Origin of the sequence: Nibrella saemangeumensis, from assembly GCF_039541915.1 — a bacterium.
Taxonomy (GTDB): domain Bacteria; phylum Bacteroidota; class Bacteroidia; order Cytophagales; family Spirosomataceae; genus Nibrella; species Nibrella saemangeumensis.
Genome location: NZ_BAABHD010000027.1, coordinates 80,088 through 93,227 on the forward strand (window position 1 = coordinate 80,088; position 13,140 = coordinate 93,227).

Annotated in this window: 8 protein-coding genes and 1 pseudogene; 3 read left to right on the forward strand and 6 right to left on the reverse strand. The window is 50.9% G+C overall.

The window, feature by feature from the left end:
• The first annotated feature begins 41 nt into the window (after positions 1-41).
• The 3 genes from ABD949_RS12120 to ABD949_RS12130 all read left to right on the forward strand — a co-directional run bounded on the left by ABD949_RS12120 (position 42) and on the right by ABD949_RS12130 (position 2,913).
• A complete protein-coding gene (locus tag ABD949_RS12120; protein WP_345243792.1) occupies positions 42-1,178 on the forward strand; it encodes a lactonase family protein in 1,137 nt (378 codons plus the stop codon).
• A 73-nt stretch (positions 1,179-1,251) separates the two neighbouring features.
• Positions 1,252-1,395: a hypothetical protein gene (locus tag ABD949_RS12125; RefSeq protein WP_345243794.1), complete on the forward strand. Its 144-nt coding sequence runs from the start codon at positions 1,252-1,254 to the stop codon at positions 1,393-1,395.
• Positions 1,396-1,590: 195 nt separating this feature from the next.
• Positions 1,591-2,913 carry a M20/M25/M40 family metallo-hydrolase gene (locus ABD949_RS12130; RefSeq protein ID WP_345243795.1) on the forward strand — a complete coding sequence of 441 codons (1,323 nt, stop codon included), beginning with the start codon at positions 1,591-1,593 and terminating at the stop codon, positions 2,911-2,913.
• A gap of 22 nt (positions 2,914-2,935) precedes the next feature.
• On the opposite strand, the gene ABD949_RS12135 is transcribed toward ABD949_RS12130, so the two are convergent.
• From ABD949_RS12135 to ABD949_RS12155, 6 genes and pseudogenes are all read right to left on the reverse strand, one after another.
• A complete protein-coding gene (locus ABD949_RS12135; protein ID WP_345243796.1) occupies positions 2,936-4,114 on the reverse strand; it encodes a sensor histidine kinase in 1,179 nt (392 codons plus the stop codon).
• Positions 4,115-4,267: 153 nt separating this feature from the next.
• Positions 4,268-4,954, reverse strand: a pseudogene (locus tag ABD949_RS30795) (hypothetical protein); the annotation flags it as partial.
• Positions 4,955-4,957: 3 nt separating this feature from the next.
• Complete coding sequence (locus ABD949_RS12140) at positions 4,958-6,826, reverse strand: tetratricopeptide repeat-containing sensor histidine kinase (RefSeq protein ID WP_345243798.1); 1,869 nt, start codon at positions 6,824-6,826, stop codon at positions 4,958-4,960.
• A 371-nt stretch (positions 6,827-7,197) separates the two neighbouring features.
• Positions 7,198-9,609, reverse strand: coding sequence for a TonB-dependent receptor domain-containing protein (locus ABD949_RS12145; RefSeq protein WP_345243800.1), 2,412 nt, complete (start codon positions 9,607-9,609; stop codon positions 7,198-7,200).
• A gap of 287 nt (positions 9,610-9,896) precedes the next feature.
• Positions 9,897-11,873 carry a tetratricopeptide repeat-containing sensor histidine kinase gene (locus ABD949_RS12150; protein ID WP_345243802.1) on the reverse strand — a complete coding sequence of 659 codons (1,977 nt, stop codon included), beginning with the start codon at positions 11,871-11,873 and terminating at the stop codon, positions 9,897-9,899.
• Positions 11,870-13,105 carry a sensor histidine kinase gene (locus ABD949_RS12155; RefSeq protein WP_345243805.1) on the reverse strand — a complete coding sequence of 412 codons (1,236 nt, stop codon included), beginning with the start codon at positions 13,103-13,105 and terminating at the stop codon, positions 11,870-11,872. The genes ABD949_RS12150 and ABD949_RS12155 overlap by 4 nt, the downstream gene beginning before the upstream one ends.
• Positions 13,106-13,140 lie beyond the last annotated feature (35 nt).

Here is a 13,140-nt window from a genome sequence, read left to right on the forward strand (position 1 = left end):
GCACCTATAAAGCAACCCCCAACCATGCCACTGTATACCTCATGAAAAAACTTTTCCTCTTTGTTCTGCTCAGCTACACCGTTTCGGCCCAATCACTGTCGAAGCGCGAATCAAAGAGTACTACGGAATACCATTTATACGTCGGCACCTATACGCTGAGAACCAGCGAGGGCATATACGTGTATCGGTTCAATCCGCAGATCGGCGACTTTGCCCCGGCCGGTGTAGCCAAAGGCATTAAAAATCCATCGTTTCTGGCTATTAGCCCTAATCAGCAGTTTCTGTATGCGGCCGAGGGCAAGTCCGGCGAATCGGTTCGCTCGTTTTCGATTGACCGGCAATCGGGCCAATTAACGTTGCTCAACGTCGAGTCGTCCGGTGGTTTAGGCCCAACCCACCTCATGGTTGATAAAACAGGGAAATGGCTGCTGGTTGGGAATTACACTGCGGGGAGCCTGAGCTGCCTGCCCATTCAGCAAGATGGCCGGTTGGGAAAAGCCGTGCAAACGATTCAGCATACGGGGAGTAGCCTTCACCCCGAACGGCAACGGGAACCGCACGTCCATTCGGTCAATCTGGCTCCCAATAACCGGGATTTGTTTGTACCCGATCTGGGAACGGACAAGATTATGACGTACCTGCTAAATGATCAGACCGGGCAACTAACTCCCGGCAGCCCACCCTTTACGACGGTGGAACCCAGCTCCGGTCCGCGTCACTTCGACTTCCATCCGAACGGCCGATATGCGTATGTAATTCAGGAAATGGGAGGTCTTATCACGGGTTTTCGATATAAGCCAGGTGAACTAACTCCTTTTCAGACCGTAAAAACGTTGCCTGACGATTACACGGGGCTTAATACCAGCGCCGACATCCATATTTCGCCCGACGGACGCTTTCTGTATGGCTCCAATCGAGGACACGAGAGCCTGGTTATCTATAGCATCGACTCTGAAACCGGACAGTTAACCTATGTGGGTCATCAATCTGTCAACGGCAAAACACCACGCAATTTCACCATTGATCCCACAGGCAACTATGTGCTGGTAGCTAATCAGGATACAGACAACATCACCCTTTTTAAGCGCGACCACTATACGGGCAAACTTACTCCGACCGGGAAAGAAATTAGTGTGTCGATGCCTGTTTGTTTGAAGTGGCTACCCGCTATACCCTGACCTTCTTTGAAAGGTCGTCAACATCAACAGCGGCACCCTCAACCTCGAAGGTGTTTGGCAGGTCGACAAACTGATGGCGGCTGAACTGGATAAACTCGGATTCAAAACCGAGTGGGTGTCGATGTCCGACGCGCTCAACCGGGTGGGCCATCTGGTAGCCACCTGGCAGGGCACAAGTGGATGGGCACTTACGGTCAAAGCCCGTTCCGGCCATTAGACGCAGTTAGGCAGGAGAGCGCACAGCATCGAAGAGGCCATTAACCCCAAAGAATGTCTGCTTCTGACCCAGCGGACCGCCTGTTTATTTACCGACTGACGCGGTGAGGTTATTGATCTGGCGATAGCCTCATGCTAAAAATCAGTATCTTGAGATCCGAAAATCACTACCATCAACTAATACTGTAACTGTTTAATGAGAATTTCAACCACCGCATGGGTTACCGGACTACTGACCTGTTTCATTTTATACGCTCCTAATACCAATGCTCAGGAGCTGGAACCGGGCAAAGCCGGCAACGTAGATGCCCGGTACACCAAAGAAATCGACCAACTGGCAAAAGACAAATCCATTCAGAAGGCGTTTCAGTTCATTGCCGCCCAGCAAAAGCAGAACCGTGACGAGCTGATTATGCTCACCGAAATTCCGGCTCCCCCGTTCATGGAAGACAAGCGCGGTGCCCGTTTTGCGGCCATGCTCAAAGAAGCCGGTGCCGACTCGGTCTGGACCGACAAAGTGGGCAATGTACTTGCCCTGCGCAAAGGCAAACCGGGCAAACGCACCGTGGCGCTGGATGCTCACCTAGATACGGTATTCCCGAAGGAGACCGACGTAACCGTCAAACAGAAAGGCGATACCCTATATGCACCGGGCATTGGCGATGACACGCGGGGGCTGGTAGCGGTTGTGGCCGTGTTGCGGGCGCTGGAAAACGCCGGTATCGAAACACAGGCCGATGTGTTGTTTATTGGCTCAGTTGGCGAAGAAGGCCTGGGCGACCTGCGGGGTGTAAAATACCTGTTCAGCGACCAGAGCCGAAAGATCGATTCCTGGATTTCGATTGAAGCGGGTGATATGGGGCGCGTCAGCAACATGGGACTTGGTTCCAACCGATACCGCATTACGGTCAAAGGCCCCGGTGGGCACTCGTGGGGCGCTTTCGGGTTGGCCAATCCACAACACGCCCTGGGTTCGGCTATCCATTATTTCTCGAAAGCGGCCGATAAATTCACCCGAACCGGGGCTCGCACCAGCTTCAATGTGGGCCGCATCGGCGGAGGTACATCGGTCAACTCCATTCCTTTCGAATCGTGGATGGAAGTGGATATGCGCTCCGAGATTCCGGAGAACCTGGCCCTGATCGATTCTCTCTTAAAACAATCTGTTCAGCAAGCCTTGACTGAGCATAACCAGATGCGCCGGTCGGGGCCGGCCCTTACGGTCGAGTATCAGCGAATCGGCGAGCGGCCATCCGGCGAATTACCCGAAACCCTCCCGTTAATTCAGCGGTCGATGGCTGCGGTAGCCTATTTCGGGGTAACACCCAAGACCGGACGCGGCTCTACCAACGGCAACACCCCCATCGCCAAAGGGATTCCGGCGGTTACTATTGGGCAGGGCGGCACCACCGGCGGGAATCATGCCCTCAACGAGTGGTGGTACGATAACGGAGCTTACAAAGCTATTCAGGCCGCGCTGCTCACCCTGGTGGCCGAAGCGGAGATGGCCAAAAGGTAGTCCGATAGTCCAAGTCAACGGTTTACGGCAGATTCTGACCGGAGCTGCCGTAAACCGTTGATTGCGGCAGCTTTATACTAAATATAGTCTGCTCGCCGGCCTGACTCTCCACCGTCATCTCCCCGCCATGCCCTTTCGTCACAATGTCGTAACTCAGCGATAAGCCCAAGCCCGTGCCCTGCCCCGTGGGTTTGGTGGTAAAAAAGGGTTGATAAATTTTATTGAGGATTTCCGGCGGAATACCCGTGCCGTTGTCTTTCACCCGCAGTTCCACCCGGCCATTCTCCCGGTAAGTCGTCACTTCAATCTGCGGCTGATAGCCATTGGACACTACCCTGGCTTTTTCCTGCACCGCATAGAAAGCGTTATTGTACAGATTGAGCAGTACTCGGCCTAAATCCTGCGGAGCTACATGGACGTTACCCAAGGTTGGGTCCAGATTTAGTCGCAGGTCGGCGGTAAAATTATGATCTTTGGCTTTGAGATTCTGATACGCCAGCCGCAGGTACTCATCGGCTAAAGCATTCAGATCGGTAGGCTCTTTCTGGCCGCTGCCGGCGCGAGAATGCTGCAACATACCTCTGACGATGCTGTCGGCCCGCTTGCCGTGGTGGCTAACTTTTTGTAAGGTCTCCTTCAGATCATTTGTTAACTCCAGCACATCGGCGGTATGGCCGGCTTTGGCCTCTTCTTCCAGTTCTTCCACCAGTTCCGTGCTGACTTCGGAGAGATTGTTGACGAAGTTCAACGGGTTCTGAATTTCGTGGGCGATACCGGCGGTGAGTTCACCCAAAGAAGCCATTTTTTCCCTTTGAATGAGTTGGGCCTGAGTAGCTTTCAGTTCGGTGAGAGCGGTTTCGGCTTTCTCGCGCTGACGGCTGATTTCTTCTTTCTGGCGTGAAAGCAAGCCATTGACTCTTTTCTGCTGCTTGTAGTTACGATATAAAATAAACCCAATGAACAACGATAACCCCAGCACTGCCAGCAAGCTGTATTGCCGCAACTGGTTCCGGTAAGCTACCTTTTGCGCTTCAATCTCATTTTTACGCTGATGATCCTGAACAAACATCTGCTGAATAGCCTGCAGGTTGCCGGCACCATACAGGCTATCTTTGTTGGTAGTTGCCATTTTGTAATACCGAAATGCTTCTTTCGTATCCCTCGGCTCGTACAGTTCCGACAGTAGTTTGCTGGCTACCATAACAATTCGTCTGTTCGAAATCCGTTGGCCTTCAGTCAGACCAAGTTTAGCGTAATAAATGCCAGAATCTGGCTGGTTTATTCGTTTATAGAACAGGCCTAAATCGGTTAATGTAAAAGCTATACCGAAGTGAAAACCTCTTTTTTGTGCTATGCTGAGTGATTTATAGGCATACTTAAAAGCTGTAGAATGATTACCCAACTTACTGTAAATACGAGCTAAATTTCGGTATACTAAGGGGTTAACCTGGTTGCTATCCTTACTCTCGACAAACATTCCATTGAAGGCCTGATTTTCGTAGTATAAGGCTGAGTCTAACTGATTTAATTCTTCGAAAGCTCTGCCTAATTGCATTTTTTCGGTAGAAATACCTGCCTTAATATGAGACTTTTCATACAGAGCTAATGATAGCTTATAATATTTTACCGTCTTTGAAAAATCATTTAAATAAGTATACAGATTGCCTATCTGATTGAATGTTAATGCCGACTCCTGGTCCATCTGATTCTCTTCAGCAACCCGCAGAGAATTTAGTGCCATTTGAAATCCTTTCGGGAGATTACCTAATTCGGCATAAGCACGAGCTAAATAGCTCATAGCGCGAATCTCACCCTTCGGGTAGTTGATTTTACGGGCCAGACTCAGGGCTTGCTCACCAAAATAGCGGGCAGAGTCTGTAGAACGGTAGCTATCACATAGCGCTATCATGATCAGCACCCGGCTAGTATCCTGATCGGCAGCAGCCAACTGATGCCTTAAACTATCTACCGTCATCATGTAGGTTTGTGCATTGGCAACGGTTTCATAAAGCAAGGCTATAGCCCAAAGAAGCGATTTCATAAATCAAGCGGGTTTAGCAACTGGCAAGGTGATGACAAACTCTGTATACGTATTTTCCTGACTTTCCACCGCCATCTCACCCCCATGCCCTTTCGTGACAATGTCATAGCTCAGTGATAAGCCTAAGCCCGTGCCCTGTCCCGTCGGCTTGGTGGTGAAGAATGGCTGATAGATTTTGGAGAGAATTTCCGGGGGAATACCCGCGCCATTATCCTTCACACGCAGTTCGACCACCCCATTCTCCCGATGCGTACTCACCTCAATTTGGGGCTGATAGCCATTGGCAGCCGCCCTGGCTTTCTCCTGAACGGCATAAAAGGCATTGTTATACAAGTTGAGCAAGACCCGGCCCAAGTCCTGAGAAGCCACGTTAACTTTTCCTAGATTAGGGTCCACGTTTAGTTTCAGTTCGGCGGTGAAGTCCTGGTCTTTGGCTCTCTGATTCTGGTAGGCCAACCGTAAATACTCGTCAGCGAGGGCGTTCAGGTCAGTAGGCTCTTTCTGGCCGTTGCTGGCCTGCGAGTGTTGCAGCATTCCCCTCACAATAGCCCCGGCCCGCTGGCCGTGGTGGCTAACTTTTTGTAAGGTTTCCTTCAAATCACCCGTCAGATCAAGGGCGTCAGCCGTATGGCCGGCCTTAATTTCCTCCGCTAATTCCTCTACCAGTTCCGTACTGACTTCGGACAGATTGTTGACGAAGTTCAGCGGATTCTGAATCTCGTGGGCGATACCGGCCGTTAGCTCACCGAGGGAGGCCATTTTCTCGCGCTGGATGAGTTGAGTTTGGGTGGCTTTGAGGTTTGTCAGAGCCGTTTCAGCCTTGTCACGTTGACGGTGAATTTCTTCTTTCTGGCGCTGCAGGAGATGATTGGCTTTCTGCTTCTGCCTATTACTGCGGTAGAGAATAAGTGCAATCAGTCCAATTACCGCCAGTCCAACCAGTAAGGAATAAAGCCTTACCTTATTTTGGTATATCTCCTGAGCCGCCAATAACACCTGCTGTCGGTGTTGCTCTCTGAGCGTCAGCAGTTGCAGCTTCTGAAACTTTTCGGGGCCATACAAACTATCACCGGCCGCAGTGGCAATTTGTAAATAATGATAAGCACTGTCGAAATTATTTCTCGATTTGTACACTGACGCCATTAATCGCGCCGTTCGGGGTATATTGGTTTTGTACACAAAGCGGCTGTTGAGGAGCGCCTGCCGGCCATACAACAGACAGGAATCCGGCTGATGAAGCCCCCAAAACAGATCAGCCAGGAAATATTGAATCTGCGACCGGTTCCGGAGATTGTTATCTTCATAGGTAAGCCGAAGCGCCTGCCGGTAATCCGGTAAGGCTGACTGCGGGTTACCGGTCAGAGCTTTAAGGCGTCCCCGATTTCTGATTACCGAACTCTTAACAACGGATTCGGGCAAGTCTTTAACCAAGGGGTAAGCCCTTCGATTGGTAAGCTGGGCCGAATCCAACAAACCCAGACGGATATACACACTCGTCATGTTGTTGAGTTGTATGCCAATATTTCGCTTCTCGCCTAAGTCTTCAAACAGCTTTAAGGCCTGCTTATAATAGGTAAGGGCATTACGATCGTCCCCCAGGTTAACATACACTACACCTATACCATTGATGGCAGAAGCCTTCTCGCTTATCTCACCGATGGCTGTGGTCAGATTGAGGGCTTTGTAAGCATATTCCATAGCTTCAGGTAGCCGCCCGTGCTCACGAAGCGCATACCCCACAGCGTTCAGGGATCGGGCTTCCCCTTTTTTAAAGCCAATCCTGCGGGCCAGGGTCAGGGCACGCTGGGCTATTTGCAGGCTTGAATCGACCGAGTATATGGTGTATGCGCTGGATAACCGCGCTAAGATCATAACACGACCTGTGTCTTGCCGGGTGTGAGCCAGCACACGTCTGAGGCTATCAATCTGGGTATTTTGCGCCGTAGCTAAGGATACAGAAAATATCCACAGACAGAGGAAAATGGGCAGGCGTTTCATAAAGAGGCAGCACCGGCAGGTAATGGGTTAAGGAAAGAGGAAGTATCGGCAGGGAAATATGCTGTCCGGCGACAATCCCTGTGTCAATTAACCGACAGCCGTAGAGTACGTTACGTAAAGCTTACTGTTACCTAATGTATACATTTTCAACTGAATATAGGCAATTACAGGTGCAGAACTTTTTTAGGAGAGTCTGCACCTGTAATTGCCTGAAGCTGAGTATGGCCAACCGCTGAATAAACGCGTTAGTTGTTTACCCTCCGGCGTTCGTCGTCGGAGCCGGTGACGCGGCTGCTGTTTACTTTTATTTTCTGATTGCCGAAGGTCCGGGTGTAGGTCAACCGCAGCAGCCGGTTATGATAACCGCGTCCTCCGGAATGAACCGAGTACCCTTGGGCCGGATTGCTGACGTCGATCACCGCGTAGTTGGTCCAGAAGACATCTTCACCCGATAGGCGCAGGGACCCTTTATGGTTGGGCAACTGCTTTTTGACCCCCAGATTCAGCACCCCAAACGGACGACGGACCATCACGCCGATCAACGTCCGGCTCTGGTAAAAGCCCGACACCTCGGCGGAGAACCCACTCGGCAGCATAAACGTCTGCGTTGACGTTAACCGTCCAAAAATCTGCTGCTGCCGGCGTGTAATCCCCTCCTGCGTAAACTGGTTAGCCTGCCGCACGCTCAACAGACTCGTCTGCATTTGCCACCACTTGGTGACCGCCAACGGAAAACTGAAGCTCACCGATAGGTTACGGGCCTGATCCAGGTTTTCCGGGCTGGTTATTTGCCGGTTCTCGGCCGGAATAACAATCGTGTTATACGAAATCGGGTGATTAAACCAGGTGTGTTCGACAGTGAGTTGGTAGTTTTTCTTAAATCGGTAACTGGCCTGAATATTTGTCGCCAGCGTGGGCAGCAGTCGTTCGTTACCACCGCCGGAGGTAGTCGGGTCAACGAAGTACAGGAAAGGAGCCAACTGACCAAACGAAGGCCGGCTGATACGCTGGCTGTACGCCAGTCGGAAACTGCTCGACGGGCTCAGCGTACGCATCCAGTACACGGTAGGAAACCAGTTGCCGTAATTCCGGTAAACCAGAGGAGTGCCTTCAATCGTCCGCAGATCAGTTTGGGTGTGTTCATACCGGAGTCCGGCCTGCACAACGTCCTTCGGTGTCAGCTTGCCGTTCAGATTGACATACCCGGCCCAGATAGTTTCGTTCATTTGCACGTGCTGGCTCAGGCTGGAATCTATCAACCAGCTATTCTCGCGCAGGTTCTCAAAACGGATCTTATTGTCGAAATGGGCAAGCGTACTTTTTGCACCCAGACTTAGTTTAAATGCTTCGTTCAGGTTTAGGCTGTAATCGGCTTTTGCTACCCAGAGCCGGATGGGTGTCCGCTTTTCATTGCGAACCAGTTCGCTGGTCGTTCTGCCTTCCTGCAAATAATCCGTATCGAACTGATAGCGGTGGGGATTATTGTTGAAAAACCGGATGAAGTCAATGTCGGCGCTGATCTCTCCTTTTTTGAGGGTATGCCGCAGGTTCACATTACCGGTATAAACCCAGGTATCGTTCAGTTCGTCATCGTCAATGTAAGTCTGGGTAAATGGTTGTCCCTCCCGTGTGACGCTGGCGGTGTTAGAACAATACTGGTTCGATTGGAAATTGTATAAGGTAAGCAGGCTGCTGAAGCTCGTACGGCGGCTCAGATTCCACTCCAGGCCGGCCTGCCCATTGTGAATCCAGTCGCGCTCGTCGCGCCGGATCGTTATGTCGGTCCGTACCGGTACCGGTTGGCTAATCAGGCGGTAGGAGTCATAGAGCCGGATCACGTGGTTCATCTGCCCGGAGTAATCGGCAAACAGGCTCAGTTTCTCCGTCCGGCGATTGATGTTTCCCGACATCCCGGCCCGCTCCCAGCGTCCATACCCAAAATTAGCCGACCACGACCCGTTCGTTCCCAAATCCGGACTGCGCTTCGTTACGATATTGATGAGTCCGGCATTGCCTTCGGCGTCGTACTGGGCGGGCGGGGTGGTAATCAGTTCAATTTTCTCGATGTTACCGGCATTCATACTGCCTAACATCTGGATGAGACTGGTCAGCGGAATGCGGGAAAGTTTCCCGTTGAGCATGACCATGACGCCCTGCTTGCCATTCATGGACAGGACTTTGTTCGACCGGTCGACGGTGACGCCCGGCGAACGTTCGAGCACATCGAGGGCCGTGCTGCCGGCCGCCATAATGCTGCTCTGCACATTGATGACCATGCGGTCGATCTGCTGCTCATACAAAGGTTTCTGGGCATTTACCGTCACTTCGTTCAGCGTTCGGGAGGCTTCGGTCAGCGTCAGCGCGGGCACGGTCACATCAGCGGCCACGTCGAACACACCGGACTTCTGCTTCTGGTAAGCCACCGAGGAAGCCGCAATCACATACCGGCCATTGGGCACATTCTCAAAACGATAGCTACCCTGTTCGGTGGTGACAGCCCCTTTGGCCAGGGAAGAGTCCTTTGCATGAAGCAGGGCGATACTCACAAACGGCAGGTCTTTGCCCGTAGGGTCTTTCACGGAGCCCTGCACCCGGTGCTGCGCAAACGTAGTCAGTGATAGCTGGCTGAGGAGGAGAAAAAAGAGGAGAGGTTTCATAAGCTAACCAATTTGAATGGTGATGCAGCCCTGTTTTCAGGCAGGACATACAGGCGGTTTGCCTATGACGAAGATTATAAACGCCTGGGAATAAGATGGTTAATATTGAGACAATTACTATCACTTTTGGGACAGGGTTCAGGAATTTAGAAAAAAAGGAGCAGTATCCCGAATTACATTCCGGGAGCTAATACCAAGGTATCCGACAGCTGGAATTACATCGCTCTGGCGACCCGGTACGGGCTACTCTGTCGCCGGCCTGACTCCGGCCATGGTATGGGAGATTATTAGGCCGGTAAGGCAATGACAAACTCGGTAAATTCACCGGTCTGTGTGTCAACCCGCATCTCTCCCCCATGCCCTTTGGTCACAATGTCATAGCTCAACGACAAACCTAATCCGGTACCCTGCCCGGTAGGTTTAGTGGTGAAGAAAGGCTGGAAAATCTTATTGACAATCTCCTCAGGTATACCTGTGCCGTTATCCTTCACCTGCAATTCTACCCGCCCATTCTCCCGATGGGTCGTCACCTCAATTTGGGGCTTGTAGGCATTCGTGCCCCGGCCGTTATGGGTCAGCTTTTGCTTTTCCTGCACCGCATAGAAAGCATTGTTGTAAAGGTTGAGCAGCACTCTGCCCATGTCCTGCGGAGTTATGTTGACTAGTCCTAGAGTAGAGTCCAGATTTAACCGTAGGTCGGCCGTGAAGCTGTCGTCTTTAGCTCTCAGGTTTTGGTAAGCTAAGCGCAGATATTCATCCGCTAAGGCATTCAGATCGGTAGGCTCTTTGGTACCTCTACTCGTTTTGGAGTGCTGGAGCATGCCTTTGACGATGCCGTCGGCCCGCTTACCGTGGTGATTCACTTTTTCCAGGGTTTCCCGCAGGTCACCCGTCAGGTCAAGCGCATCCTGGGTATGGCCGGCTTTAATTTCCTCCTCCAGTTCCTCCACCAGTTCTGTACTCACTTCGGAGAGATTATTAACGAAGTTTAAAGGATTCTGAATCTCGTGGGCGATACCGGCAGTTAGTTCTCCGAGTGAAGCCATCTTTTCGCGTTGAATCAATTGGGCCTGAGTGGCTTTGAGGGTTGTCAGAGTTTGTTCGACTTTGGCCTTTTGTTCACCGAGGAGTTTATTGGCCTGGTGTTTCTGCCGGTTGTTCCGATAGAGGAAAAAGGCAACCAGCAGCACTACGGCTAACCCGGCTGCAAACGCAGATCGTTCAATCCGGTTTTGATAGGCCATTGCCTGAGCCTGTATTTCGCGTTGCCTGTTTTGCTCATTGATTATTATTTGCTCAACGGCATGAACGTTGGCCTTGCCGAACAGACTGTCCTGGGCTCCGATCATCATTTGCTGATACCCAAAGGCCTGTTCAAAGTTCCGACGCTGCCGGAAGTACTCGGCAAGCAACGTACTAGCGTGTAATACGCCCTCAGTGAAGCCAATCTCATTGGCTTCGTCCAACGCTTTCCGGGCGTAGTAAAAGCAGGAGTCCGGTTGGTGATGCTGTCGGTATAGATAAGCTATGTTTATGTAAATCTGACTACTGTTACGGTGGTCTTGCTGTCTGATCGAGGCTTGAATTCCCTTTCGGAAATAGTACAGCGCTTTATCAGACTGTTTTTTTTTGACGTAACACCGTCCCAGCACATTTAGTACCAGCTGAAGTGCCGTTGTTTGTGAAGACCTAAGCCGAGTTATAGTCCGGTAAGCCGAGTCGGCATAAGCCAAAGCCGAATCTGGCTGATTTAGCTGGATAAAATTGTAAGCGATGTTGCTTTGTGCAATCGCTATATCATGTTCATTCCGTTTCGCTCTAAAAATTCGGAGAGCCTGATAATAGTATTGGCGAGCTTGTTGGTGATTTCCTAACGCATTATTAATTGACCCAAGCCGGTTCAGGGGCCAATCCATCTCGTCGGGCAGGTTGTTTTCCTGGGCCAATTTCAGTGCATCAAACTGGTATTGCAACGCTTTGGGCAGGTTGCCCTGGTCCTGAATGATGCGCCCCAAATTGGTTAAAGCACGAACTTCGCCTTTTACAAAGCCAATTTTACGAGACAGTGTGAGCGCCTGTTGGGCAAAATATAGTCCAGAATCGGGCGACACCACCCGGTAGCTATTTCCTAATTGGGCCAGCACCCAAACTTGACCGGTATCGGTCCGGGTTTGGGCAAGCAACTGTCGTAAACTGTCAATGCGCGGTGTTTGGGCAAAAGCTATATGGCCAAATAACACGATCAAAAGCAGGAGCCGTTTCATAATCCGTTGGAGGTAGGTAAGGTGACAACAAACTCCGTATACGTATTTTCCTGACTATCCACTATCATCTCTCCGCCATGCCCTTTGGTGACAATATCATAGCTGAGAGACAAGCCCAGTCCCGTACCCTGCCCGGTGGGTTTGGTAGTGAAAAACGGCTGATAGATCTTATTGAGAATCTCCGAGGGTATACCCGTGCCATTGTCCTTCACTCGCAATTCGACCCGCCCATTCTCCCGATGGGTAGTCACCTCAATCTGGGGCTGAAAGCCGTCCATGGACTTTCGGGCCTGCTCCTGCGTGGCATAAAAAGCATTGTTGTAGAGGTTAAGCAGCACTCTCCCCATGTCCTGAGGAGCCACGTTGATTAACCCCAGATTAGGGTCAAGTGATAACCGCAGATCAGCCGTGAAGCTGTCATCTTTGGCTTTTAGATTCTGGTAGGCCAGCCGTAAATACTCATTAGCTAAGGCGTTCAGATCGGTAGGCTCTTTGGTACCACTACTCGTTTTAGAGTGCTGGAGCATACCTTTTACGATGCCGTCGGCTCGCTTGCCGTGGTGGTTCACTTTTTCCAGGGTTTCCTGTAGATCGTCGGCTAATTCTAACACATCTTCGATATGGCCAGCTTTTGCCTCCTCCTTCAGTTCTCCGACCAGCTCAGTGCTTACCTCCGAGAGGTTGTTGACGAAGTTCAATGGATTCTGAATTTCGTGGGCGATACCAGCCGTCAGTTCGCCTAAAGAGGCCATTTTCTCGCGTTGGATGAGTTGCGCTTGCGTAGTTTTGAGTTCGATAAGAGTGCGCTGAATCTCTCCGTTCTTTTGCTGGAGAAGTTCATTGGCCCTATGTTTCTGACGGTTGTTGCGCCACAGTATCAAAGCTAGTAAGACCAAAACGCCCAGCCCGGTCAGTACAGCGTAAAATCGCACCTGATTCTGGTACTCTTTTTGGGCTAGGATTAACTCCTGTTGACGCTGTTTTTCAGCGATAGCCAGTAATTGGAGTTGCTGAATTTTCCTGGGGCCGAACAAACTATCGCTGGAGGCTCTGGCTATTTCCAGATAATGAAAGGCGCTATCAAGATTGTTTTTGTCTTTATAGAGCCTGGCCAAAAAATAAGTGATAGACGGAGTTACTAAATTATTGGCCTGCTTACTATTGATAAGCGCCAGATGGGCATAATACAGGCTGGAATCGGCCCGGTGAAGCTTATTGAAAAGTTCAGCCATTGCCAGTAGAAGAGTTGTGCGGTTCCGCCTATCAT

Bases quoted from the DNA above. Each gene is read 5' to 3' on its own strand.
- ABD949_RS12120 (WP_345243792.1), top strand. From the start codon at position 42: ATGAAAAAACTTTTCCTCTTTGTTCTGCTCAGCTACACCGTTTCGGCC.
- ABD949_RS12125 (WP_345243794.1), top strand. From the start codon at position 1,252: ATGGCGGCTGAACTGGATAAACTCGGATTCAAAACCGAGTGGGTGTCG.
- ABD949_RS12130 (WP_345243795.1), top strand. From the start codon at position 1,591: ATGAGAATTTCAACCACCGCATGGGTTACCGGACTACTGACCTGTTTC.
- ABD949_RS12135 (WP_345243796.1), bottom strand. From the start codon at position 4,114: ATGGTAGCCAGCAAACTACTGTCGGAACTGTACGAGCCGAGGGATACG.
- ABD949_RS12140 (WP_345243798.1), bottom strand. From the start codon at position 6,826: ATGATCTTAGCGCGGTTATCCAGCGCATACACCATATACTCGGTCGAT.
- ABD949_RS12145 (WP_345243800.1), bottom strand. From the start codon at position 9,609: ATGAAACCTCTCCTCTTTTTTCTCCTCCTCAGCCAGCTATCACTGACT.
- ABD949_RS12150 (WP_345243802.1), bottom strand. From the start codon at position 11,873: ATGAAACGGCTCCTGCTTTTGATCGTGTTATTTGGCCATATAGCTTTT.
- ABD949_RS12155 (WP_345243805.1), bottom strand. From the start codon at position 13,105: ATGGCTGAACTTTTCAATAAGCTTCACCGGGCCGATTCCAGCCTGTAT.